The organism is Marisediminicola sp. UYEF4, assembly GCF_040546025.1.
Taxonomy (GTDB): domain Bacteria; phylum Actinomycetota; class Actinomycetes; order Actinomycetales; family Microbacteriaceae; genus Marisediminicola.
Genome location: NZ_JBEPNA010000001.1, coordinates 313,723 through 337,476 on the forward strand (window position 1 = coordinate 313,723; position 23,754 = coordinate 337,476).

19 protein-coding genes and 1 riboswitch are annotated in these 23,754 nt (G+C 68.6%); of the genes, 8 read left to right on the plus strand and 11 right to left on the minus strand.

Going from position 1 to position 23,754, the window contains the following annotated elements; all coding sequences use genetic code 11:
* Positions 1 to 316: 316 nt before the first annotated feature.
* Positions 317 to 1,735, minus strand: a complete 1,419-nt coding sequence (locus ABIB15_RS01530) for an NAD(P)/FAD-dependent oxidoreductase (protein ID WP_354474708.1) — start codon at positions 1,733 to 1,735, stop codon at positions 317 to 319.
* Between the two features lie 95 nt (positions 1,736 to 1,830).
* Here ABIB15_RS01530 and ddaH point away from each other — a divergent pair, with 95 nt between their 5' ends.
* From ddaH to ABIB15_RS01545, 3 genes are all read left to right on the plus strand, one after another.
* Complete coding sequence (gene ddaH, locus ABIB15_RS01535; protein WP_354474709.1) at positions 1,831 to 2,613, plus strand: dimethylargininase; 783 nt, start codon at positions 1,831 to 1,833, stop codon at positions 2,611 to 2,613.
* A 317-nt stretch (positions 2,614 to 2,930) separates the two neighbouring features.
* Positions 2,931 to 4,748 carry an ABC transporter ATP-binding protein gene (locus ABIB15_RS01540; RefSeq protein ID WP_354474710.1) on the plus strand — a complete coding sequence of 606 codons (1,818 nt, stop codon included), beginning with the start codon at positions 2,931 to 2,933 and terminating at the stop codon, positions 4,746 to 4,748.
* On the plus strand, positions 4,745 to 6,550 hold the full coding sequence (locus ABIB15_RS01545) for an ABC transporter ATP-binding protein (protein ID WP_354474712.1): 1,806 nt from the start codon (positions 4,745 to 4,747) through the stop codon (positions 6,548 to 6,550). The genes ABIB15_RS01540 and ABIB15_RS01545 overlap by 4 nt, the downstream gene beginning before the upstream one ends.
* Positions 6,551 to 6,554: 4 nt before the next feature.
* Here the strand turns inward: ABIB15_RS01545 and ABIB15_RS01550 are convergent, their stop codons facing one another.
* The gene (locus ABIB15_RS01550; RefSeq protein ID WP_354474714.1) at positions 6,555 to 6,956 is read right to left on the minus strand and encodes a hypothetical protein; all 402 of its coding nucleotides are present in this window, start codon (positions 6,954 to 6,956) and stop codon (positions 6,555 to 6,557) included.
* A 213-nt stretch (positions 6,957 to 7,169) separates the two neighbouring features.
* Between ABIB15_RS01550 and ABIB15_RS01555 the strand changes: the two genes are divergently transcribed.
* Positions 7,170 to 8,531, plus strand: a complete 1,362-nt coding sequence (locus ABIB15_RS01555; protein ID WP_354474715.1) for an L-serine ammonia-lyase — start codon at positions 7,170 to 7,172, stop codon at positions 8,529 to 8,531.
* Positions 8,532 to 8,541: 10 nt separating this feature from the next.
* Here ABIB15_RS01555 and ABIB15_RS01560 read toward each other — a convergent pair whose 3' ends face one another.
* Entirely contained in the window at positions 8,542 to 8,835 is a 294-nt protein-coding gene (locus ABIB15_RS01560) for an MGMT family protein (protein ID WP_354474716.1), read from the minus strand.
* Positions 8,836 to 8,855: 20 nt separating this feature from the next.
* On the minus strand, positions 8,856 to 9,311 hold the full coding sequence (locus tag ABIB15_RS01565) for a GNAT family N-acetyltransferase (protein ID WP_354474718.1): 456 nt from the start codon (positions 9,309 to 9,311) through the stop codon (positions 8,856 to 8,858).
* Positions 9,312 to 9,486: 175 nt separating this feature from the next.
* Between ABIB15_RS01565 and ABIB15_RS01570 the strand changes: the two genes are divergently transcribed.
* Together ABIB15_RS01570 and ABIB15_RS01575 are read left to right on the plus strand one after the other, a co-directional pair.
* Positions 9,487 to 10,701 carry an NADP-dependent isocitrate dehydrogenase gene (locus ABIB15_RS01570; RefSeq protein ID WP_354474719.1) on the plus strand — a complete coding sequence of 405 codons (1,215 nt, stop codon included), beginning with the start codon at positions 9,487 to 9,489 and terminating at the stop codon, positions 10,699 to 10,701.
* 4 nt (positions 10,702 to 10,705) lie between these two features.
* Positions 10,706 to 11,674 carry a malate dehydrogenase gene (locus ABIB15_RS01575; protein WP_354474721.1) on the plus strand — a complete coding sequence of 323 codons (969 nt, stop codon included), beginning with the start codon at positions 10,706 to 10,708 and terminating at the stop codon, positions 11,672 to 11,674.
* Positions 11,675 to 11,819: 145 nt separating this feature from the next.
* On the opposite strand, the gene ABIB15_RS01580 is transcribed toward ABIB15_RS01575, so the two are convergent.
* From ABIB15_RS01580 to ABIB15_RS01600, 5 genes are all read right to left on the minus strand, one after another.
* Positions 11,820 to 12,071 (minus strand): hypothetical protein, encoded by a 252-nt coding sequence (locus tag ABIB15_RS01580; protein ID WP_354474723.1) that lies wholly within the window; start codon positions 12,069 to 12,071, stop codon positions 11,820 to 11,822.
* 135 nt (positions 12,072 to 12,206) lie between these two features.
* Complete coding sequence (locus ABIB15_RS01585; protein ID WP_354474725.1) at positions 12,207 to 13,460, minus strand: acyl-CoA dehydrogenase family protein; 1,254 nt, start codon at positions 13,458 to 13,460, stop codon at positions 12,207 to 12,209.
* A 151-nt stretch (positions 13,461 to 13,611) separates the two neighbouring features.
* The gene (locus ABIB15_RS01590; RefSeq protein ID WP_354474726.1) at positions 13,612 to 15,114 is read right to left on the minus strand and encodes an FAD-dependent oxidoreductase; all 1,503 of its coding nucleotides are present in this window, start codon (positions 15,112 to 15,114) and stop codon (positions 13,612 to 13,614) included.
* A complete protein-coding gene (locus ABIB15_RS01595) occupies positions 15,111 to 15,995 on the minus strand; it encodes an FAD:protein FMN transferase (protein WP_354474727.1) in 885 nt (294 codons plus the stop codon). Before ABIB15_RS01595 ends, ABIB15_RS01590 begins: the two co-directional genes overlap by 4 nt.
* Positions 15,958 to 16,386, minus strand: a complete 429-nt coding sequence (locus ABIB15_RS01600) for a hypothetical protein (RefSeq protein WP_354474729.1) — start codon at positions 16,384 to 16,386, stop codon at positions 15,958 to 15,960. The genes ABIB15_RS01595 and ABIB15_RS01600 overlap by 38 nt, the downstream gene beginning before the upstream one ends.
* 212 nt (positions 16,387 to 16,598) lie before the next feature.
* On the opposite strand from ABIB15_RS01600, the gene ABIB15_RS01605 reads away from it, so the two are divergent.
* Positions 16,599 to 19,925, plus strand: a complete 3,327-nt coding sequence (locus ABIB15_RS01605) for a S8 family serine peptidase (RefSeq protein ID WP_354474730.1) — start codon at positions 16,599 to 16,601, stop codon at positions 19,923 to 19,925.
* 175 nt (positions 19,926 to 20,100) lie between these two features.
* Here ABIB15_RS01605 and purU read toward each other — a convergent pair whose 3' ends face one another.
* Complete coding sequence (gene purU / locus ABIB15_RS01610; protein ID WP_354474731.1) at positions 20,101 to 20,958, minus strand: formyltetrahydrofolate deformylase; 858 nt, start codon at positions 20,956 to 20,958, stop codon at positions 20,101 to 20,103.
* A 106-nt stretch (positions 20,959 to 21,064) separates the two neighbouring features.
* On the opposite strand from purU, the gene ABIB15_RS01615 reads away from it, so the two are divergent.
* Complete coding sequence (locus tag ABIB15_RS01615; protein WP_354474732.1) at positions 21,065 to 22,300, plus strand: MFS transporter; 1,236 nt, start codon at positions 21,065 to 21,067, stop codon at positions 22,298 to 22,300.
* Between the two features lie 3 nt (positions 22,301 to 22,303).
* On the opposite strand, the gene ABIB15_RS01620 is transcribed toward ABIB15_RS01615, so the two are convergent.
* Positions 22,304 to 23,530 (minus strand): low temperature requirement protein A, encoded by a 1,227-nt coding sequence (locus tag ABIB15_RS01620; RefSeq protein ID WP_354474733.1) that lies wholly within the window; start codon positions 23,528 to 23,530, stop codon positions 22,304 to 22,306.
* Positions 23,531 to 23,601: 71 nt separating this feature from the next.
* Positions 23,602 to 23,685: riboswitch (ZMP/ZTP riboswitch) on the plus strand.
* Positions 23,686 to 23,754: the final 69 nt, after the last annotated feature.

Genomic DNA, 23,754 nt, shown 5'->3' on the forward strand with positions numbered 1-23,754 from the left:
TCCCATCATTCAGGAGTTCAGGCCTGGTGGGACTCCCATCATTCAGGAGTTCAGGCCCGGCCGGACTCTCACCATTCAGGAGTTTAGGCCTGGTGGGACTGTCATCATTCAGGAGTCTGATGCCGGCGGCGACCGTGTTTAGCGCGGCACCCGTTGATTTAGCTGTTCCAGCACCGCAGGATCGGCGACTTCCTGCGCCGACTCCTGAATGATGCAGCAGCCCTCGCCGCCCGACTCCTGAATGATGCAGCCGCCCTCGCCGTCCGACTCCTGAATGATGCAGCCGCCAGCGCCGACCGGGCGCGAGCCGCCCCACTCAGGAGTCGAAGCCGAGGCCCACCGCGTCGAGCCCGCGCAGCAGCAGGTTGCGGCGCCCATTGTTGTGGTCGGCGCGGTCGAGCGAGAACCGGGTCAGCTGAATGCCGATCGACGCGACCGGCTCCGGCGGGAACGGCAGCGGTCGCGAGCGCACCATCTCGAGCTCGGTGAGCTCGCTCGGCGTGCCCGAGAGCAGGTCGAGCATGACGTCGGCGGCAAAGTGCGTGCTCGCCACACCGAGCCCGGTGAAGCCGGCGGCGTAGGCGATCCTCCCCTGCCGCGCGGTGCCGAAGAAGGCGCAGAATCGCGTGCTCGTGTCGATGGGTCCGGCCCAGCGGTGCGAGAAGCGGATGCCGGCCAGCTGGGGGAACGTCGTCAGGAAATGGCTCGCGAGCCGGCGGTATGACTCTGGCCGGTTCTCGTAGCGCGGGTCGACCCGCTGCCCGAAGTGGTTGATCGCGTCGTACCCGCCGAACAGGATGCGGTTGTCGGCGCTGAGCCGGTAGTAGTGGAACTGGTTGGCGCCGTCGCCGAGCCCCTGCCGGTTCGACCAGCCGATCGACGCACGCTGCTCCGCGGAGAGCGGCTCGGTCATGAGCACGTAGTCGTAGACGGGAACGGTCTGCAGCCTGTTGCGCCGCAGCAGCGACGGGAACACGTTCGTCGCGAGTGCCACCGAGCTCGCGACCACCGAGCCGGTGCGCGTCGGCAGGGTCACCCGCGCGGAGTCGCGGGTGACGACGGCGTCGACCTTGCTGTGCTCGAAGATCTCCACGCCGAGCTCCGACGCGACCCGCGCGAGCTCGGCGGCGAGCTTGCCGGGATGCACGAGCGCCGAGGTGCGGGTGTTCCAGACGCCGCCCAGATAGGTGGGGGAGCGCACCTCCCGCGCGAGTTCGGACGCGTCGAGGAAGAACTGGTCGGGTGTGAGCTCCCGCTCTCGCAGCGCCTCGAGCTGGTATGGCTCGACGGCGAGGTCGATCGCGCCATTGCGTTCCCAATCGCAGTCGATGCCGAGCTCGGCGACCGTCGTCTCGATCGTGTCGAGGTTCGCCAGCCCCAGCTCAGTGAGTCGGTCGATCTCGGCGGGGAACCGGGAGGCGCCGTTGTCCTCGCCGTGGGTCAAGCTCGCCTCGACGAAGCCGCCGTTGCGACCGGATGCGGCCCAGCCGACGGTCTTCGCCTCGAGCACGACCACGCGGCGTGACGGGTCGGCGCGCTTGGCCTTGATCGCGGTCCAGATGCCGCAGTAGCCCGCGCCGACCACGGCGAGGTTGCACTCGAGCCCGCCGGTGAGGCGCGGGTACGTGGGGGCCGCGGCATCCTCGAGCCAGAACGGCGAACGCCGCACCCCGGCCAGGGAATGGTCGATCGCGGCCGCGCTCGGCGCATTTCGTTCGAATACCGTCGTGTTCATGACTCAAAACTACTCAAAACTACTGTGGAACGCGAAGAATGCGACGATATTCGTTGCATTCCTCGTGTGGCCTGCGGGGTGGGTAGTGTCGCAGCATGTCCCAGAATGTCGTCGCTCCCTCGCCTCGTGCGCTCGTGCGCCCTCCGGCGGTCGCTCTCGCGCGCGGCGAGGTCACCCACATCGCACGCACCCCGGTCGACGTCGCCCTCGCGGTGGAGCAGTGGCGCGGCTACGTCGATGCGCTCGCACATGCCGGCTTCGAGATCATCGAGGTGGCTGCCGACGACACCCTCGCCGACTCTGTCTTCGTCGAGGACGCCGTGGTCATGCTCGGCCGGGTCGCCGTGCTCACGAGTCCCGGCGCGCTGTCCCGGCGCCCCGAGATCGCGGGCGTCGAAGCTGTCATCGCGGGTCTGGGGCTCGTCGAACGCCGCATCGACCTCCCGGGTACCCTCGACGGCGGCGACGTGCTCAAGATCGGCGGCAACGTCTACGTCGGTCGCGGCGGCCGGACGAACGCCGAGGGCATCCGCCAGCTCACGGCCATCGCCGCCGACGAGGGATTCGAGGTCGTCACGGTTCCGGTCACCCGCGTGCTGCACCTCAAGAGCGCCGTCACTGCGCTGCCCGACGGCACCGCCATCGGGCACGCCCCGCTCGTCGAGCATCCGGAACTCTTCGACCGCTTCCTCGAGGTGCCGGAGGAGACCGGGGCGGCTGTTGTCGTGCTGGCCCCGGATGCCGTGCTGATGGCGGCATCCGCCCCCCTGACCGCCAGGCTGTTCGCCGACAGGGGCTACCGCGTCGTCACGGTCGACATCAGCGAATTCGAGAAGCTCGAGGGCTGTGTCACCTGCCTGTCGGTGCGGATCCGCTGACGCGGGCAGCAGCCCCACCGAGAAAAAGGTTGCATCCTCGGCATGCAGAGGAATACTCTGGAGGGCTGCCCGGGAGTGACGCGTGACTGGTGGCCAACGGAAGAATATACGTGACCAGGAGGACGCCATGACGAGCATCGCACACGCCACCGCACCCATCGTGCCCGCCGCCGCGCGTCGACGCTCCGGCCTCTAACGTGGCCAGCCGTTCGATCTAGCCGCCGTCCGCGGCACGTGCGCCAGCCGGACCGACCGTCCGTGCCGCACGCACCTCCCTTACACCGCACCACTTCGAATCCCCGGCGATCCCGGGGCCGATGACGCTAGGAACCACTGTGCCTACCCTGCCAGGGCCACGCAAGAAAGCCACGACATTCGCCTCCATCGTGAGGCTCTACCCGTACGCGAAGAGCGCCCTGCCGCGCATCTACCTCGGAATGGGGGCCGCGATGGTCGCGGCGCTCGTCGCCCTGACGATCCCGCAGGTTCTTCGCGGCCTCGTCGACGGACCGCTGCAGGACGGCGACTCCAGCCAGATCTGGTGGCCGGTCGCGATCGTCCTCGCCCTCGGCGTGCTCGAGGCCGCGATGATCTGGCTGCGCCGCTGGTTTGTGCTGCAGCCGGGCACCCACGTCGAGGCCGGCATGCGCAACCGCTTCTACGCGCAGCTGCAGGATCTCCCGGTCAGCTTCCACGATCGCTGGCCGAGCGGCCAGCTGCTCTCGCGGGCCATCAGCGACCTGAACCTGATCCGCCGCTGGGTCTCGTTCGGCTTGGTACTTCTGGTCGTCAACGTGCTGACGATCCTCATCGGACTCGTGTTCCTGATCTCCATCAACTGGATGCTGGGGGTACTGTTCGCGGCCTGCTCGATCCCGCTCTGGGTGTACGGCTACGTGTTCGAGAAGAAGTACTCGATCGTGTCCCGGCGCAGCCAGGACCAGTCCGGCGACCTCGCGACGGCCGTCGAGGAGTCGGTGCACGGCATCCGCGTGCTCAAGGCGTTCGGGCGCGGCTCCCACGCGCTCAAGAACTTCTCCTCCCAGGCCGAGGACCTGCGGGGCACCGAGATCGAGAAGGCCAGGGCGATCGCCGGCATCTGGCTGTGGCTGCTGCTGGTCCCCGACGTCACCTTCGCCCTCTCGCTGCTCGGCGGGGTCTGGCTCGCCGCCGACGGACAGCTCACTCCGGGCGAGCTCGTCGCGTTCTTCGCGACGGCGACAGTGCTGCGCTGGCCGGTGGAGTCGATTGGCTACCTGCTGTCGATGACCTTCGACGCGCGCACCGCGGCCGATCGCTTCTTCGAGGTGATGGACGAGATCAACACCATCACCGATCCCGAGAGCCCGGCGACGATCGCCTCGCCAGAGGGGCGCCTCGTCTTCGACAACGTGCACTTCCGCTACCCGGACTCGCCCGCCCAGTACGCCGACCTGCTCGACGGCATCGACCTTGCGCTCGAGCCGGGGCAGACGATGGCGCTGGTCGGCCTCACCGGGTCTGGCAAGTCGACGATGACGGCGCTCACCACCCGGCTGTACGACGTGACGTGCGGGCGGATCACCCTCGACGGCGTCGACATCCGCGACCTCGAGCGCACCGAGCTGCGCCGCCACATCGCAATGGCCTTCGAAGACGCGACGCTGTTCTCGGCGACCGTGCGGGACAACGTGCTGCTGGGACGGCCGGAGGGCACGGACGCCGAGCTCGCCGAGGCGCTCGAGATCGCGCAGGCAGGGTTCGTCGACGACCTGCCCGACGGCGTCGACACCATGGTCGGCGAGGAGGGGCTGAGCCTGTCGGGCGGGCAGCGCCAGCGGCTCGCCCTTGCGCGCGCCGTAGCGGCGAAGCCACGGGTGCTCGTGCTCGACGATCCGCTCTCGGCGCTCGACGTCGACACGGAGGCGCTCGTCGAGGCCGCGCTGCGCCGGGTGCTCGCGTCGACGACGGCCCTCATCGTGGCCCATCGGCCGTCGACGGTCATGCTCGCCGACCGTGTCGCCCTGCTCGAGCGCGGGCGGGTGACCGCGGTCGGGCGGCACTCCGACCTGCTCGCCACCAACGACCACTACCGCTTCGTGATCTCCAGTCTCGAAGACGAACAGGCACGCGAACTGAAGGAGGCGCACGCATGAGCGTCGTCGGAGTGAATGGTGAGGAGCGCGGAGACTTCTCCGCGGCGGAGAGCCGCCACATCCGCCGCCGGTCGATCCGGCTCCTCGGATCGCTGCTCAGCCCGGTCACGGCGAGGCTCGTGCTCACCATGGCGGTCGTCGTCGTGAGCACGATCGCGCAGGTCGCCGGGCCCTGGCTCATCGCGATCGGCATCGACCGCGGGCTCCCGGCTCTGCTCGAGGGCCGAGCGACGCCCCTCGTGCTGGTCGTCGCCGCCTACCTGCTGACCGGCGTCATCGGCGCTGGGCTTATTGCCTGGTACACCGTGCTGGCCGCACGGGTCAGCCAGGCGATTCTCATCGACTTGCGCAAGCGTGTCTTCCTGCACACCCAGAAGCTCAGCCTCGAATTCCACGAGAGCTACACCTCCGGCAAGATCATCGCGCGCCAAACGAGCGACCTCGACGCGATCAGGGAGCTGCTCGACTCGGGAATCAGCCAGCTCGTGCAGGGCGCCCTGTACATGATCTTCATCGCGGCCGCACTGTTCTCGATCGACTGGGTGAGCGGTGTTGTGCTGGTCGTTTTCCTTGTGCCGCTGGCATTCCTCGCCCGCTGGTTCCAGGTGCAGTCGCAGCGAGTGTTCCGTCAGACGAGGGTCGCGTCGGCGCGCCTCATCGTGCACTTCGTCGAAACGATGACCGGCATCCGCGCGGTCAAGGCGTTCCGCAAGGAGAAGCGCAACGAGGAGGAGTTCGCCGAGCTCGTCGAGGGGTACCGGGAGCGCAACGCCCGCGTCATCGAGCTGTTCGGGGTGTTCGATCCCGGACTCGTGCTCATCGGAAACGTGGCCCTCGGGATCGTGCTGCTCGCCGGCGGACTCCGCGTCGCCGACGGAGGGCTCGCGATCGGCGTGCTGCTCGCGGCGCTGCTCTACACCCGGCAATTCTTCGCCCCGGCGCAGGAGATGGCGATGTTCTACAACTCGTACCAGTCCGCGGCCGCGGCGCTCGAGAAGATCTCCGGCGTGCTCGAGGAGACCCCGAGCGTGCCCGACCCGACCCGTCCCGTCGACCTGTGGCGGGCGAAGGGGCGTGTGCGCTTCGACGGCGTGGAGTTCGCCTACAAGGAGGGCAGCGTCGTGCTGCCCGAGTTCGACCTCGAGCTGCCGGCCGGGCAGGTCGTCGCCCTCGTCGGCTCGACCGGGGCGGGCAAGTCGACCCTCGCCAAGCTCATCTCGCGCTTCTACGACCCGACTTCCGGCGCGGTGTCGCTCGACGGGCTCGACCTGCGGATGCTGCACCCGAAGGATCTCCGTCGCGCGATCGTCATGGTCACCCAGGAGGCGTACCTGTTCTCCGGCTCCGTGAGCGAGAATATCGCGCTCGGCAAGCCGGAGGCGACGCGGGAGGAGATCGTCGCGGCCGCGACGGCCGTGGGAGCGCACGAGTTCATCGAGGCGCTGCCCGACGGCTACGAGACCGACGTGAACAAGCGCGGTGGGAGGGTGTCCGCCGGCCAGCGGCAGCTGATCTCGTTCGCGCGGGCATTCCTCGCCGACCCCGTCGTGCTGATCCTGGACGAGGCGACGGCGTCGCTCGACATCCCGAGCGAGAGGCTCGTGCAGGAGGGCCTCACGACCCTGCTCGCCGACCGCACGGCCGTGATCATTGCCCACCGCCTGTCGACGGTCGCGATCGCCGACCGCGTTCTGGTCATGGAGCACGGGCGTATCGTCGAAGACGGCACGCCGCGCGACCTGATCGCCGGCACCGGTCGCTTCTCGCAGCTGCACGCGGCCTGGCGGGACTCGCTCGTCTGACCGGTCACTGCGTCCAGGCGTACCAGGTGCCGCCGACCCCGAACACCCGCCAGGTCTCGTTGCAGACGATCCCGGTCAGCGCCTCACCCGATGGCCACCAGACCGTCTCGAACGGTGCCTCCCCATCGAGCAGGCCGGGCACGCAGCCATCGGCGGTCACCCCGGTCTCGCTGTTGAACTTCAGCATCCGCCCTGGCTCATGGTCGGAGTCCTTCGTGGCCAGCAGGATCGCATCAGTCGGCACCCAGACCAGCGACGTGAACTCCTCCCCGGCCTCGCTCTGGAAGGACGTGAAGTCCTGGAAGCGCGACTCGGTCTGCGACGGCAGAAACTGCCGGGCGATCGTGCATCCGCTGAGGGCGAGCGCTGCCGCGGCGAGGGCGGCGGCCACAAGGAGAGCGCGCACGAGGATCACCGCCTTCCGGGTTGGGTGGGACCAGTCAATCGGCCGGGCAGCGGGCAGTCATCGGTCGAAAGTCCCACTTCGCGCCCGGGCCGGCGCGGGGTCCGGCGGCTGCCGGGATAGCCTGTCTGGGACGAGGGAGTCGGACGAGATGATTAAGCCAATGGGTGAGGGTGCTGGCGTCAGCCGGTCCGGGCATCGAGCGGACGTGCTCTAGTGCAGCGGGTCTCGGCTCTCGACCTGTTCTCGATCGGCATCGGACCGTCGAGTTCGCACACCGTCGGCCCCATGCGGGCCGCAACCGCATTCGCCCGCGAGTTGGAGTCCGGCGACCTGCTGCCGCAGACATCCGGACTCCGAATGACTCTCTATGGATCGATCGCCGCGACGGGCGTCGGCCACGGAACCCTCGGCGCGCTCGCCGCGGGACTCAGGGGTGAGGACCCGGCGCTCGTCGATCCCGCCCTCGTCGCGCGGGCGTGGGACGAGGCTCTGGTGGCGGGCGGTCTTGCGCTGCTCGGCGGCCCCGCCATCGCGCTCACCGCGACCGATATGCGCTACGAACCGTTCACCCGGATGCCGGCGCATCCCAACGGCATCCGGTTCGAGGCCATCGACGGGGCGGGCCATGTGCTCCACGACGTGCTCTACTATTCGGTCGGGGGCGGATTCATCGAGCGCGACGGCAGCGGCCCCGCGCCGGAGCGCGCACCCGGGCCCTACCCGTACCGCACGGCGGCCGAGCTGCTCGCCTACTGCACCGCGACCGGGCTCGAGATCGCCGACATCGCGCTCGCCAACGAGCTCGCGGTCGCCACGGAGGACGAGGTCAACGCCCGACTGGATGCCATGTGGCGGGCGATGCGGGAGTGCGTCGAGGCCGGCATGGCGACCGAGGGAGTGCTTCCCGGCTGGCTGCGGGTGCCGCGACGGTCCGCGGGGATCGCCGCGCACCTGCGCGAGCGGGAATCGACCGGCGACACCGACACCGCGGTGGAATGGCTGCAGTGCTACGCCATCGCCGTCAATGAACAGAATGCGGCCGGGGCTCGCGTCGTCACGGCGCCGACGAACGGGGCGGCGGGCATCATCCCCGCCGTCGGCTACTACGCGATGACGATGAGGGGGATGACGACCCCGGAACAGTCCCGCCGCTACCTTCTCACCGCCGGCGCCATCGGGTCGCTCTGCAAGATGAACGCGTCGATCTCGGGTGCCGAGGCCGGCTGCCAGGGCGAGGTCGGATCCGCTTGCTCTATGGCCGCAGCCGGGATCACGGCGCACCTCGGCGGCACCCCCGCCCAGGTCGAGAACGCCGCGGAGGTCGCGATGGAACACCACCTCGGCCTCACCTGCGACCCGATCGGCGGGTTCGTGCAGGTGCCCTGCATCGAGCGGAATGCGATCGCGGCAGTGACGGCGGTCTCAGCATCCCGCCTGGCGCTCATGGGCGACGGAACCCACCTTGTGTCGCTCGACACGGTCATCGAGACCATGCGCCAGACGGGCCGGGACATGTCGGAGAACTACAAGGAGACCTCGCGGGCCGGCCTCGCCGTGAACATCGTGGAGTGCTGACCGGCTCCGCCTACTCGGGCGTGTGCCGCGCGAGGTCGAGCCGCACCCGGTAGCTGCCGGAGCCCGCATGGGCGACGAGCGGCGTTCCCTCTGCGCGGAAGTGCTCGAGGGCCTCGGCCTCGTGGTCGAGCGCCGGATGCCCGGATGCACGGATGACCCGCCACCACGGCAGCTCGGAGCCGTAGTGCGCCAGCACGGAGCCGACTCCGCGCGCCGCGCGCGAACCGATCGCGGCGGCGACGTCACCGTAGGTCATGACCCGCCCTGCCGGGATCGACCCGACGACCTCGACCACGCGCGACACGAAGTCATCCGCGAGCACCACTAGAGCGCGAGCGCGCCGATCTTCTCGCCGTAGGGTGTGTCGCCGACGACGACGAAACCCACACGCAGGAAGAACTCCTCCGGGCTGTCCTCGCCCGGCTCCCACAGCACGGTGAGGCGGTCGAAGCCGCGCTTTCGCGCCTCGTCGGCCGTTGCCTCGACGGCGAAGCGCCCGACTCCCTTGCCCTGGGCGCCCGCGTCGACGTTCATTCTCCAGATGCAGCTGCGGAACTCGTCTTCCAGCACGTCCGGATCGAAGTTCGCCATGATGAACCCGACGACTCCGTCGTCCTCGTCGGTCACCACCCGCGACCATCCGGTGTTCGGGTCGAGGAACGGTCCGGCCATCGCGTACGACACGGGGGCGATGAATTGTTCCTGCCCGGGCTTGAGGGACAGGTTGTTCGCCTCGACGGCGTTTTTCGCGGACAGTTCTTCCAGTTTCAGCGCACCCATCCTCACAGGCTAGTGGGGCTCGGTGAACGGGGGGTAGCGGATGTTCGCCGGATGACGTCGCGCTGGCCTGCCCCAGGCCCTCGTAACTATCTCGATGTCGAGATAGTTACGCCGTCCGGTAAGCTGACCAGCGGCCCATTGCATGACGGAACAACAGACTCAGGGAGACGCGTTTTTGTCGAAGATCAAAGTTGAAGGTACGGTCGTCGAGCTCGACGGCGACGAGATGACACGCATCATCTGGACGGCAATCAAAGACACGCTCATCCACCCGTATCTCGACATCGACCTCGAGTACTACGACCTCGGCATCGAGCACCGCGATGCGACCGACGACCAGGTCACGATCGACGCGGCCCACGCCATCCAGAAGCACGGCGTCGGCGTCAAGTGCGCGACCATCACGCCCGACGAGGCGCGCGTCGAGGAGTTCGGCCTGAAGAAGATGTGGAAGAGCCCGAATGGCACGATCCGCAACATCCTCGGCGGCGTCATCTTCCGCGAGCCGATCATCATCTCGAACATCCCGCGCCTCGTGCCGGGCTGGAACAAGCCGATCATCATCGGCCGCCACGCCTTCGGCGACCAGTACAAGGCCACCGACTTCCGCTTCCACGGCAAGGGCAAGCTCACCGTCGAGTTCACCCCCGACGACGGTTCCGAGCCGCTCAAGTTCGAGGTGTACCAGTCGCCGGGAGACGGTGTCGCCCAGGTGCAGTACAACCTCGACGAGTCGATCGTCGACTTCGCCCGCGCCTCGCTCAACTACGGCCTGAGCCGCAACTACCCGGTGTACCTCTCGACGAAGAACACGATCCTCAAGGCCTACGACGGTCGCTTCAAAGACATCTTCGAGGAGGTTTTCCAGGCCGAGTTCAAGGACAGTTTCGCCGCGGCCGGCCTGACCTACGAGCACCGCCTCATCGACGACATGGTCGCCTCGGCCATGAAGTGGGAGGGCGGCTACGTCTGGGCCTGCAAGAACTACGACGGCGATGTGCAGTCCGACACCGTCGCGCAGGGCTTCGGCTCGCTGGGCCTGATGACCTCGGTGCTCTCCGTGCCCGACGGCAGCGTCGTCGAGGCCGAGGCGGCGCACGGCACCGTCACCCGCCACTACCGCGAGCACCAGGCCGGTCGCCCCACCTCGACCAACCCGATCGCGTCGATCTACGCGTGGACACGCGGGCTCGCGCACCGCGGAAAGCTGGACGGCAACCAGGCCCTCATCGACTTCGCCGCGACCCTCGAGGACGTCGTCATCACGACCGTCGAGTCCGGCGCCATGACGAAGGACCTCGCGCTTCTCGTCGGCCCGGAGCAGAAGTGGCAGACGACCGAGGAGTTCCTCGACACGCTCGACAAGAACCTCGCCGCGCGGTTGGGCTGACACCATGACGACGGTGACCGTCACGGGGGCTGCCGGGCAGATCGGCTACGCGTTGCTCTTCCGCATCGCGTCCGGCGCGATGCTCGGCTCCGGCACTCCCGTGCGGCTCCGTCTGCTCGAGGTTCCGCAAGCAGTCGCCGCGGCGTCCGGCGTCGCGATGGAGCTGGATGACTGCGCCTTCCCGCTGCTGGAATCCGTCGACGTCTTCGACGACGCCAGCCTCGCCTTCGAGGGCGCCAACGTGGCCCTGCTCGTCGGCTCCCGCCCGCGCACCGCCGACATGGCTCGCGCAGACCTGCTCGCCGCGAACGGGGCGATCTTCGGGCCGCAGGGCCGCGCGATCAACTCCGCGGCATCCGACGATATCCGCGTGCTCGTGGTCGGCAACCCGGCGAACACGAATGCGCTCATCGCCGCCTCGCACGCGCCGGATGTGCCGCGGTCGCGCTTCACCGCCATGACCAGGCTCGACCACAACCGCGCCGTGTCCCAGCTCTCGCGCAAGACGGGCGCCCCGGTCGCGGCGATCTCCCGGGTCACGATCTGGGGCAACCACTCGGCGACGCAGTACCCCGACCTGAGCCACGCGCTCATCGACGGCCGCGCTCCGGAGCTCGACCGCACGTGGGTCGAGAACGAGTTCATCCCGACGGTCGCGCGGCGAGGGACCGCGATCATCGAGGCGCGCGGCTCCTCCTCCGCCGCCTCCGCAGCGAATGCGGCGATAGACCACGTGCGCGACTGGGTGCACGGCACGCCAGAGGGCGACTGGACCTCCGCCGCGCTGCCCTCCGACGGCAGCTATGGAGTACCGGAGGGGCTGGTCAGCTCGTTCCCGGTCACCTCGTCGGGCCGCGACTGGCAGATCGTCTCCGGGCTCGAGATCGACGAATTCTCCCGCCGGCGCATCGACGCCTCGACCGCGGAACTCGCCGATGAGCGGGCCGCGGTCACCGATCTCGGCCTGATCTAGCAGCTTTCATTATTCAGGAGTTGTGGGGGTTATGACGGGCACCTACCCCGGAATCCCGGGGCTCGACAGCCGAAACTGGCCCCATACTCCTGAATGATGAAAGCCGGAGCGACGCGGGGGTCGGCGGTCCGGCTCCGACTGCGGCTCAGGCGGCGGGCGCGGAAGCGACGCCGCTCAGTCGACGACTGAGGTCGTCGAGGGCGGCGTCGAGGCAGTCGAAGCGCTCGCAGACGGCCGAGGCGCCACCGATGCGGAGGAGCTCGAAGTGGTCATGTCGGCGTTCGACGAATCCGAGGATTCGCGTCGCGTCGGCGGGGTCAATTCGCCCGTCGCACACTCGCCATGCCTCGGCGCCCACAGCGATCACTTCCAGGAAGGGGTCGTGCAGTATCGACATTGATGGCTCTCTCCGACGGGCGACCACCTGATCAGGTGGTCCGTCACACAGGTTAGGTCCGGCCACTGACACGCATCGCGGGGTTGACTTCCCAGCGACAGGCGTGGGCCCGGAGTGCGGGCCCACACTAACCGATCAGGTGTACCAGCTTGGCTCCGGGATCTCGCCGAGAAGCACATACTGGCCGACCTCACGCTTCTTGTAGGGCAGCGGATCGTGGAGGCTGTGCGTGCGCAGGTTGCGCCAGAAGATGTCCAGTCCCACACTGTTGGCGCTCGCCCTGGCCCCGGTGAGCTCGAACACGCGTGCGGCCGCCTCGAGCCCGTCCTCACTCGCGCGAAGCTTCGCCGCGGCCACGAGAACGGCGATCTCGCCCCTCCGACGCTCGGTGAGGTTGCCCCGATCGTCGTGCAGCACGGCACTGATCTGCGATCCGGCGCGATCCGCGAGCGCCTCGTCCGCCCAGAGCGTGGACTGCAGCTGCCCGTACCCCTCGAGGATGTACCACTCCTCAGTGGCGCGCTCTTTGTCGTCGCCGCCGTAGGGCCAGGCCCTCGTCGAGGTGCGGGTGTACCCGGCGGCCGTGGCAATTGCACCCGCGGCAATCCCGAGGTAGAGGTTCGCGAAGACGAGCTGAATGGTGGGCACGTTGAGGGTGTTGTAGACGAGTGGCTGGAACACCTTCTCGGTGAACCCGGCGGCAGCGGCCCAGTCGACGCGCACGTCGCGGATCTCGACCGAGCCAGACTCGGTGAGGCGCTGGCCGAGGTTGTCCCAGTCGCCCGCGAACGCGATCCCGGGCTGGTCCGTCGGCACGATGGCGAAAATGTGGGTGTCGGTGCCAGTGAGCACGCCCTCGAGCACAGTCAGGTCCGAGATGCGTCCGCCGGTCGAGAACGACTTGCGGCCGTTGAAGACGAGTTCATCGCCGTCGTCGGTGATCGTCAGGTCGCCGTCGCGGGGGTTCACGGCACCGCCGAAGAGCAAGTTGCCGGCGGTGTAGAGCTCCTCGACCGCCGCGATCTGGGCGTCGGTCCCGACAAGCCGCGCGGCCCATGCCCACAGGTAGTGGTAGCCGAGCAACTGGCCGATGGAGCCGTCGGCGCTCGCAACGATCCGGATGACCCGGTATGCCGTCTCCCAGGTCTGTCCGCCCCCGCCGTGCCCGATCGGGCCGAGCAGCGTGACGAGCCCGGAGCGCTTGAGCAGGTCGACCTCGGCCCTCGGCGGGAGATTGGCGCGGTCCCGCTCGACGGCGTCCGCCGCGAGGATGTCGGCCACCTCCCGAGCGCGGTCCAGCCACGCCTCGGCGGCCGCGGGAGGTCGCTGGCCCTGCCACCGGTCGGAGAGGGCGGATGCTGCGGTGGCGGTTGCTGTGGTGGCGGTCATTCTCGTCCCATCGGTTGGCTGTCGCGGTTATCCGACCCGCGGTTGTCCGACCCTACGCACCGCGCCGCGGCCGCGCGCGCAGGTGACGAAGTGGGGCAATTTGTGACCGAATGCGACTTCCGGGGTCGGGTGGTGACGCCGGTCTGCCGGGTCAGTACCCCGTGAAGTAGTCCGTCCGCACGCGTCTCACACCGGCGCCGCGCAGCGCCGCGCGAGCCCGTGCGATCGAGGTGGGCGAGCCGGAGACGAAGGCGGCGCGAGCCGTCAAGGCGGGCACCTCGGCGGCAAGCAGTTCGCTCGAGAGGGGTCCGGCGCCGATCCAACGCCAGCTCGACGGCAGGTCGTCCGGCCGGGCCGGGCTCACGAGCAGTACGCGCTCCTCGCGGAGTTCCTCGCGGAAGGCGAGTTCCTCGAGCGTGCTGACGGCGTAGACGAGCACGGTGTCGCGCTCGACGCCCGCCGCGTGATCGCGGCCGAGTTGGCTCAGGAACGGGGTGATACCGATGCCGCCGGCGATGAGGAGCACGGGTTTCGAGGCATCGCGAGGGAGCAGGAAGTCGCCGCCGACCGCGGTTCCACGCACGCGCGCGCCCGCCTTCAGGTCGAGGAGCGCCCGCTTGAAGCTGCTGCCCGGCTGCGCCACCCGCAGCGCGAAGGCGACGGGGCCGTCGGTCGTCGGTGCCGAGGCGATGCTGAAGAAGCGCCGGCTGCCCCGTGCGTCGGCCCGCTGATGCGGCACGGTCAGCTCCATGTACTGGCCGGCACGGAACGCGACCGGCCGCTCCGGCTGGAACTTGAACTCCCACGAGGTCGGCGTGAGCTGCGTCTTGCCGAGGTAGGAGAGTCGGATCCCGCGGCGTTGCCCGGCGAGGAAGGCGAGGGCATTGCCGATGACGAGCGCGGTTTCGAACGACAGGAACACCGGGCCGATCATGAACGGCACCGTGAACAACGCGCCGACGAGCGCCGCGATCGTGAGCTGCTGCCACCGTCGGGGTGCCATGGTGAGAGGCTCGCTGAGCATGAAGCCGACGAAGAAGATGATCGGATACGACGCGAAGGTGGTCGACACCGACTCGGCGACGCTTTGCCCGCTCGCGGTCAGCCGCGCGACGAGGATCGACGCGCTCACGGCCACGAAAACGAGGCCCATGCTCAGCCGTCTGGTGCGATAGAGCACGAGGAATGCGCCGATGAGGGTGACCGGCAGCAGCGAGCTGGTGGCGACCCACCAGCCGGCCGACGGCAGCTGAAGCACGGCGACGAGGCTCGCGCCGGCCGCCGCCGGGTTGAGGATGTGGCGGCCGCGCACGGCGATCAGGTACTTGGATGCCGTCGCGAGCACTCCCGCGATGGCGAGCGTGCCGAGCTCGGCCGGCTCGAGGGACGGGAGGAACAGGAAGAAGAGCAGGAGTCCCGTGATGATCGACGATTCCAGATGTGGCATCGTGCGGAAGACGAGGGCGAAGACGCGATTGGCCACGACCGTGCTCGCGAGGGCCACAGCGGCGCTCGCGATCAGCTCGAGCGGCGTATAGAACAGCTCGCCGAGCACGGACAACACGAGCGCCGCGATGCCGGTGATCCCCAGCAGCAGTGTCACGAGGCGGTACATCGTGACGCGTCCGGTGACGCGATCGAGCCAGGCGGTCATGCGAAGATCTCCCCGTCGAATGCGGATGATTGCTCGAGCGAACCGCCCTGCAGCATCCGCACCCATTCGAAGTCGAACTCGCGGGCGAGCCGTTCCGGTTCTCCGAAGAATAACGCGGTCGCGAGCCCGTCGGCGACGAGGCACGAGCTCGCGGTCACCCAGGTGGCAATGACCCGCCGGGTCGGCGCCCCGGTGAGCGCGTCGATGAGGTGGTGCGCGCCCGGCCACGCGCGCCGGTTTGAGGCGGATGCGCACAGGGCCCCGTCGCCGAGGAGGGCCACGCCGACCGCCTTGCTCGGGTCCAGAGGATGCTCGAGCGCGACCCGCAGGGGCCGCCCGCCGCGGTGCAGGAGATCGCCGCTCGCATCGATCGTCAATGCGGTGACCCCGCCCCGGACGAGGACCTCGGCGACGAGGTCGACGAGGTAGCCCTTGCCGGCCGCGCCGATGTCGAGCGTCACCGGGCGCGCGGTGTGCAGGGAGCGGCCGTCCCAGGAGATCGCCTCCTCCCAGCGGGGAACGGGGGAGATGTCGCCGCTCGGCCGTAGCGAGTAGGCGCTGTCGTAGCCCCACTGTTCGAGCGCCCGGCCGACCAGCGGCGTCATGGCGCCGTCCGTGCACTCGTAGAGCGTGCGGTACAGGTCGAGGATGGCCGGCGCGTCGTGCGATAGCTCGAAGCTGCCGCTGGAGACCGAGATCCGGTGCACGAGGGAATCGTTGCGGAACCTCGACCAGGCGAGGTCGAACTCCTCGACGCGGGCGCGCACGGCGGCCTCGAGTGGTGCTCCGAGCGGTTCGGCGCTGTCGATCTGCCAGCGCGTGCCGATCGCGTCGAAGCTGACGCTAGGCGTCGGCGTCAGCCTTGATCTGCGCGATGGCATCGTTGAATCCGTCGCTCGTGAGCGAGGAGCCGGCGACCTTGTCGACCGCCAGCTGATCGATGTTCACGCCGACGACCTCGGCGGCGATGCCGTCCTCGAACTCGGTCTGGTAGCGGAGCGCGTTGCCAGCGGTCGCATTACCGGTGACCGTCACCTCGGTGACGGCGTTGCTCTCGAGCGTCACCGTCACCTCGATCGACTCCGCGCCGCCCGGGCTCTGGTACTCGCCGGTGGCCGAGTACTCGCCGTCGGCATAGCTGCCGGTGGCCGTCGACGCATCGGCCGCGCCCGGGGTAGCGGTGCCGGATGCCGGTGTGCAGCCCACGAGCGTCGCCGCCACGGATAGCCCGCCGAGAGCGAAGGCGGCTCGACGTCGATGCGCGATGTTCACGGTGTCTCCTCGAGAGGGGTGGTGGGAGCCCCCATGAACATCATTCCGGTGCAGTGCTCGCAATTGCCTGACAATGGCTCCGGCGAAGAAGATCTCACGTAACGAACAGGTCACGTTCCACCCACATTCGGGGGGCAGGTGCTTATCGTGTGGACAGCGCACAGACCCGACTGTTGCTCGACATCACCGTTCGTCATTTCTAAGGACTGTTAGTGAGCACATATCCGGGCCTCGCGCCCTCCCGCGTTCGTTTCCGTCGAATTATTGCGACCCTCGCGGCGAGCACCCTGCTCACCGCGGGGCTTGCCTCGACGGGAGCGCTGTCCGCCTCGGCATCCGAGGGCCTCATCCGGAGCGATCGCCAGGTGGCCTTCGAGCCCGGCCGCTACATCGTGACGCTGGCCGACGCGCCCGCCGCGACGTACACGGGTGGCACCGGCTCGCTGGAGCGCACCGCTCCCAGCGACGGCGACCAGCTCAACGCGAGCAAGCGCTCGGTGAAGAACTACAAGGCGTACCTGAACGGCAAGCAGAAGGACGTCGCAGCCTCCGTCGACGCCAGCGTCGAGTACTCGTACACGCTCGCACTCAACGGCTTCTCGGCCACGCTCAGCGCCGAGCAGGCCGCGCGCCTCGCCCGCGACAAGAACGTTGTCGGGCTCGAGAAGGATGAGCTCAAGAAAATCACCGCAGCCACCACCTCGACCGACTTCCTCGGGTTGTCGGGTGAGAACGGCGTCTGGAACGCGACCGGCGGCGTCGCCACCGCGGGCGAGGGCGTCGTGCTGGGTGTGCTCGACACCGGCATCGCCCCCGAGAACCCCTCATTCGCCGGGTCCCCGTTAGGTACCTCGGCGGGCACCGCCCCGTTCTACTCGGGCGCGGGCCTCACCTCCTTCGCCAAGGCCGACGGCGGCACCTTCGCCGGTGTCTGCCAGACCGGCCCCCAGTTCGGCACGGACGACTGCAGCACCAAGATCATCGGAGCCCGCTACTTCGTGAACGGCTTCGGCCAGGCCAACATCGGCAGCGCCGAGGCGGGGGAATACCTCTCTCCACGCGACGGAGACGGACACGGCTCGCACACCGGTTCGACCGCGGTCGGCAACACCAACGTCGACGCGTTCGTCGCCGGCGCCGCCTTCGGCCAGGTCTCGGGCGTCGCCCCGGCCGCGAAGATCGCCGCGTACAAGGTGTGCTGGTCCGGTGCCGACCCGGCCGCGACCGACGATGACGGATGCGCGTCGAGCGACCTCCTCGCCGGAATCGACGCGGCCGTCGCCGACGGCGTCGACGTCATCAACTTCTCGATCGGTGGCGGGGCGGCAACGTCGACGGTGTCCTCGACCGACCAGGCCTTCCTCGGGGCGGCCGCGGCCGGCATCTTTGTCGCCGCCTCCGCTGGTAACTCCGGCCCCGGAGCATCCACCCTCGACAACGCCGCGCCGTGGATCACCACCGTCGCCGCCTCGACGATTCCCACCTGGGAAGCGACGGTGCAGCTCGGCAACGGAGCGAGCTACGCGGGAGCATCCGTCACCGTCGACCGCACGGGCTCCCCGGCGCTCACCGGCCCGCTCGTCACGGCGACGTCCGTCGCCGTCAACGGCGCCGCGACTCCCGCGCTCTGCCTCCCCGGCGGGCTCGACCCGGCTCTCACCGCCGGCAAGATCGTGCTCTGCGAGCGTGGCGTCATTGCCAGGGTCGACAAGTCGGCCGAGGTCAAGCGCGCGGGCGGCATCGGCATGGTTCTCGTGAACGTCACGCCGAGTTCGCTCGACCTCGACGCGCACTCGGTGCCGACCGTGCACCTCAACGCGCAGTATTACTCGGCGATCTCGGCCTACGCCGCGACGCCGGGGGCGACAGCGACATTCCAGCCTGACAACCTCACCGCCGAGAGTGTTCCGACCCCACAGGTCGCCGGATTCTCGTCGCGGGGACCGGTGCTGGCCGACGGCAGCGACATTCTGAAGCCCGACATCTCCGCGCCCGGCGTGGCGATCCTCGCCTCGGGAGCCAACGCCGAGGGCGCGGCGCCGACCTGGGCGTTCCTCTCCGGAACGTCGATGTCGTCACCGCACATCGCCGGTCTCGCCGTGCTGTACCTCGGTGAGAAGCCGAACGCGACGCCCGCCGAGATCAAGTCCGCCATGATGACGAGTGCGTACAACACGGTCGACGAGAACGACAATGGCATCACCGATCCGTTCGCCCAGGGCGCCGGCCACGTTGACCCGACGAAGTTCTTCGCGCCGGGCCTGCTCTACCTGAACGGCACGAGCGACTGGCTGTCGTACATCGAGGGCGCCGGGTACGACGTCATCGACCCGACGGTGCTGCCGATCGACCCGAGCAATCTGAACCTGGCGTCGATCGCCATCGGGGCCCTCACCGCCCCCGAGACGATCACCCGCACGGTCACCTCCACCCAGGCCGGCAGCTTCAGCGCATCCGTCTCGGGACTCTCCGGTATCTCGGCGACGGTCGAGCCCGCCACGCTCGACTTCGCCGCGGCGGGAGAGAGCAAGTCGTACACGGTGACGTTCGCGAGGACGGATGCCGCCCTCGACACGTTCGCGACCGGCGCCATCGACTGGGTGAGCGGCGACACTGTCGTGCACAGCCCCGTCGCGGTGCAGCCGGTGACGATCGTGTCGCCGGGCAACGCCAGCGGCGAGGGCGTATCCGGCTCCGTCGACATCGAGGTCACCCCCGGTGGCAACGGCGACATCGCGCTCGCGACAACCGGGCTCACCGCCGGAACACTGCAGGCAGACCCGAACCGTGTGGAGAAGGAGCACTCCGGCTCCGGCGTCACGGGAGCCGCGTTCGACTACAGCGTCGCGATTCCGGCGGGGACATCCCTCGCCAGGTTCGACCTCGACTCGATCGACGACACGGCCGACCTCGACCTGACCGTGTACCTGGTCGACAAGAAGGGCACGCCGATCACCGGTTGGCAGTCAGCGACGGGAGACGCCGATGAGCGTGTCGACATCTCCGACCCGGCCGCCGGCACCTACCTCGTCTATGTCGACGTGTACTCCGCCAGCACGGCGACCGCGTTCGACCTGACGACCTTCGCGGTCGCCCCCGGAGGCGCGCCGCTCACGCTCGCGCCGCCGGTGATCGCGGGCCAGCAGGGCGTCACGACGACCGTCACGGCATCGTGGTCGGGCCTCACCCCGTCGACGAGCTACCTGGGCGAGATCAGCTACGGCGGCACGGGAGCATCCACCCTGCTCGAGGTTGTCACCGGTGACCCGGTCGGCCCAGCCAACACGGTGTTGCCGGTCATCTCCGGCGACCCGGTGGTCGGTGGCAAGCTCAAGGCCACCGCCGGCGAGTGGGACGCGGACAGCCTCCGGTACGGCTACCAGTGGCAGCGCGACGGGGTCGACATCCCGCGCGCGACGAAGTCGACGTACAAGGTCGCCTCGGCCGACAAGGGCGCAGCGCTCACGGTCGTCGTGACCGCGACCGCGAATGACCTTCCGGACGGAACCGCCACCTCGGCGCCGGTGACGATCAAGTAGCAGCATCCTGAAGCGGCGGGGACTTCGGTCCCCGCCGCTTCTGTGTGCGCGGCCACCTGTGCCGCCCAGCGATCTGCGCGAGTTGCCCGAAAACGCTGCTTCAGGGAACTCCTTCAGGGGGCTTGGAGGCGACATAAGTGGGCAGTTCGAGGGTGGTGAGGGTCGTGCGCGGCGCTCACTTGAAGATGATCGTGCGGTCCCCATCGAGCAGAACTCGATTCTCAGCGAACCACTTCACCGCCTGGCTGAGCGTTCTCGACTCCTCGTCCTGACCGATCGCCACGAGCTCGAGCGTCGAGCGCGAGTGGTCCACGCGCACGACGTTCTGTTCGATGATCGGTCCCTCGTCGAGGTCGCTCGTGACGAAGTGTGCCGTCGCGCCGATGAGCTTGACGCCGCGCTGGTGGGCCTGCTTGTAAGGGTTCGCGCCCTTGAACCCGGGCAGGAAGGAGTGGTGGATGTTGATGATCCTGCCGCCCAGTCGCGCGCACAGCTCCGGCGACAGGATCTGCATGTACCGGGCGAGCACCACGAGCTCGATGTCGTGCTCGTCGACGGCGCGCAGGATCCGCTCCTCGAATTCGGCCTTCTCGGCGGCATTCGTGACCGGATGCCCCTCGAACGGCACGGAGTAGAACTCGGCCAGGGAGGCGAGTTCGCCATGGTTGCTGAGCACGAGCGGAAGCTCGATCGGCAGCTGGCCCGCCCGCTGCCGGAACAGCAGGTCGTTGAGGCAGTGCGCCGCGGTTGAGACGAGCACGAGCGTGCGCAGCGGGCGTCCGACGACGTCGAGCTGCCAGATCATCGTGTACCGCTGCGTGACCGGCAACAGCGCCGCCTCGAATCGCTCGCGCGGCGCGTCGGACTCGACCTGCAGGCGCATGAAGAAGGTGCCGGTGCCGTCGCTGGAGAACTGCTGCGACTCGGTGATGTTGCCTCCGGCCGAAACGATCGCGCCACTGATCGCGTGCACGATCCCTGGACGGTCTTCGCAGACGAGGGTGAGGATCCAGTGGGTCGGGGAGTGAGTCACCTGCCCAGCGTATTGGCCCCTGCGGTACTCTTGTCACGATGGCGCCACACCGCTCCATCCCGCGGACGGCGTCACGCTCCACACCCACAGGAAAGTTCCTCTTCCTATGACCGCGCCCGACACTCGCCCCACCGGACTGACGGATGCTGACAAGCCGTTCCCGTGGATCGGCCTGTTCATCCTCGCTGGAGCGATCTTCGTCTGCGTGACGAGCGAGTTCCTGCCCACCGGCCTCCTGCCGGACCTCGCCAAGGGGCTCGGCGTCTCCGAGTCCCGCATCGGCCTGCTCGTGACTTTCTATGCCGGCACGGTCGTGCTGAGCGCGCCGCTCCTCACGGCGATGACCCGTCGCGTTCCACGCAAGACGCTGATCGTGATCGTGCTGTGCCTGTTCTCCATCACCAACCTTGTTGTCGCGATCGCCCCGAACTACGCTGTGGTGGTCATCGCGCGGGTCGTCGGCGGACTCGCACACGGGCTGTTCTGGTCCGTGGTCGGCGCCTACGCGGGCTACCTCGTGCCCAAGAAGCAGCTCGGGCGGGCCGTCGCGATCACGAGTTCCGGCGCCACGACGGCATTCGTGCTGGGGATTCCGCTCGGCACCGCGCTCGGGCAGGCGCTGGGCTGGCAGCTCGCCTTCACGGCGATGGCTGGCCTCGTTGCCATTCTCACCGTGCTCGTGGTGATCTTCCTTCCGCCGGTCACGCACGTCGAAGATCTACACACGGGTGAGATCCGGCTGCCGGGGCGCAAGGACCCCTCGGTGTTCGGTGTCGTGGTGATCTGCGCCATCACCGCGACGCTCATGATCGGGCACTACCTCTTCTACACCTTCATCGTTCCGTACTACACGGCCGTCGCCGGCTTCAGCCCCGACAGCGTGAGTGCGCTCCTGTTCGTCTATGGCGGCGCCGGAGCCGTCGGGCTCGTCCTCGTCGGGCTCGTCGCGTCGCGGTTCCCCCGGGCCAGCCTCGCCGTGAGCTTCGCGGTCGCCTCACTGGCGGTGCTCGTGATCGGGCTGTTCCCCGAGACGACCTGGCTTGTCATCGCCGCGATCGTCGTCTGGGGGATCGCCTTCGGGGGCGGACCGGCCCTGCTGCAAACGCGGATGCTGCAGACCGCGTCCGCGCGGGTCCGCGACCTCGCATCGGCCTGGTTCACGGTGTCGTTCAACGTGGGCATCGGGGGAGGCGCCCTCATCGGCGGCCTGATCTACGACGGCTTCGGGCTCGGCATCCTGCCCTTCATCGAGGCCGCGGTCATCGCCGCCGCCGTCGTGCTCATCCTCGTGAGCGATCGCGTGCTGCGCCGCCGCCGGATGACTGCGGCGCGCAACGCCTGACCCTCAGCCGGCCTCGGCGTCGTCGGTGCCGTGCCGCACCCGGACGATTGTCTCTGCCGATGCGACCGCGACAAGCACGAGGGTGACGACGACGCCGAGCGTGAGCGGGGTCAACGCAAACGCGACGGCGAACAGGGCGAGCAGCCCAGCGACGCCGACGAGGTAGGACCCCAGCAGCTCCCTGGCCACGACCCAGCGGAACAGCAGCAACCCGACCAGGTAGAGCACCGGGCCGCCGATGATCGTGATCGCCGTGGCGAGTTCCATCTCGGCATCCGGATGCCCGAGCACCTCCTTGTCGGCGACCGAGACGAGAACGATGCCCGCAATGATCGGCGCGTGCACGTAGGTGTAGGCGACGCGGGCGAGCCTGCCGGGCCGGTCGGCGTTTTCAATCGAGATGCTCCCCGCCCGTTCGCCGTGGTCGAAGTACAGCCACCACATCGCGACGGCGCTGACGAAGGCCGTGATCACGCCGACGACGCCAGCAACGGAGGACTCCTGCTCGACAAAGGCGAAGCCTGTGACGAGGAAGGACTCGCCGAGGGCGATGATCACGAACAGGGCGCTGCGTTCGGCGATGTGGGCTCCGGACACCCTCCCGTCGCCGAGGCGCCCAGGTTCCATACCGGGGATGCGGAAGCTGCGGGTGGCCGACAGGTACTCGACCACGAGGGCCGCGACCCAGACGGGAAGCCGGTAGGCGAGCGGGAGCAGCGCCCCGGCGATCCAGAAGACGCTCGCGATGGACAGCCAGACGAGCACCTGCGCGAGGTCCCGGTGCAGCTCCGCGTCGTGACGGGCGGCCGCGAGCACCATGAACACCGTACGCCCGAGCTGCAGCGTCACGTAGGCGAGCGCGAAGGCGAGGCCGCGGTCGCCGAACGCCTCGTAGATCGACGTGCTCATGACGAGGCCGACGAGGGCGAGCCCGATCACCACGCCGCGAACCGGCAGGCGTGCGGGGTCGAGCCAGTTTGTCACCCAGGTCGTGTAGACCCACACCCACCACAGGGCGAGGACGAGCACCGCGGATTCCACCGCGCCCAGAATCGACTGGTTCTCGTAGAGGTGGCGGGAGAGCTGGGTGAGGGCAAAGACGAAGATGAGATCGAAAAACAGCTCGATGTAGGTCACCCGGTCGGTGCGCTCGGAGTCCTCCGGCCGCATGAGATTTCGGCGGAAACCCACCGGCGAGCGGCGGGGGGTCACATTCTGCTCACTGGGCACCCTGACAGTCTCCGGCATAGATGCTCGTCCGTGGCTGCGAAAGTGGCCCGACACGGCGCGAGCCGGTAGAGTCGTCTCGTCGCAACTGGCGTTGAGATGGGCATCCATCGGGGAGCGACTGACACGGTTGGTGGCCGTACGCCTGGGCCACGACGAAGAGTACTCGAGCCTGTTCGGGCTCGATCCGTCACAAGGAGCCGCCAGTGTCCATTTCACAGTCAGTC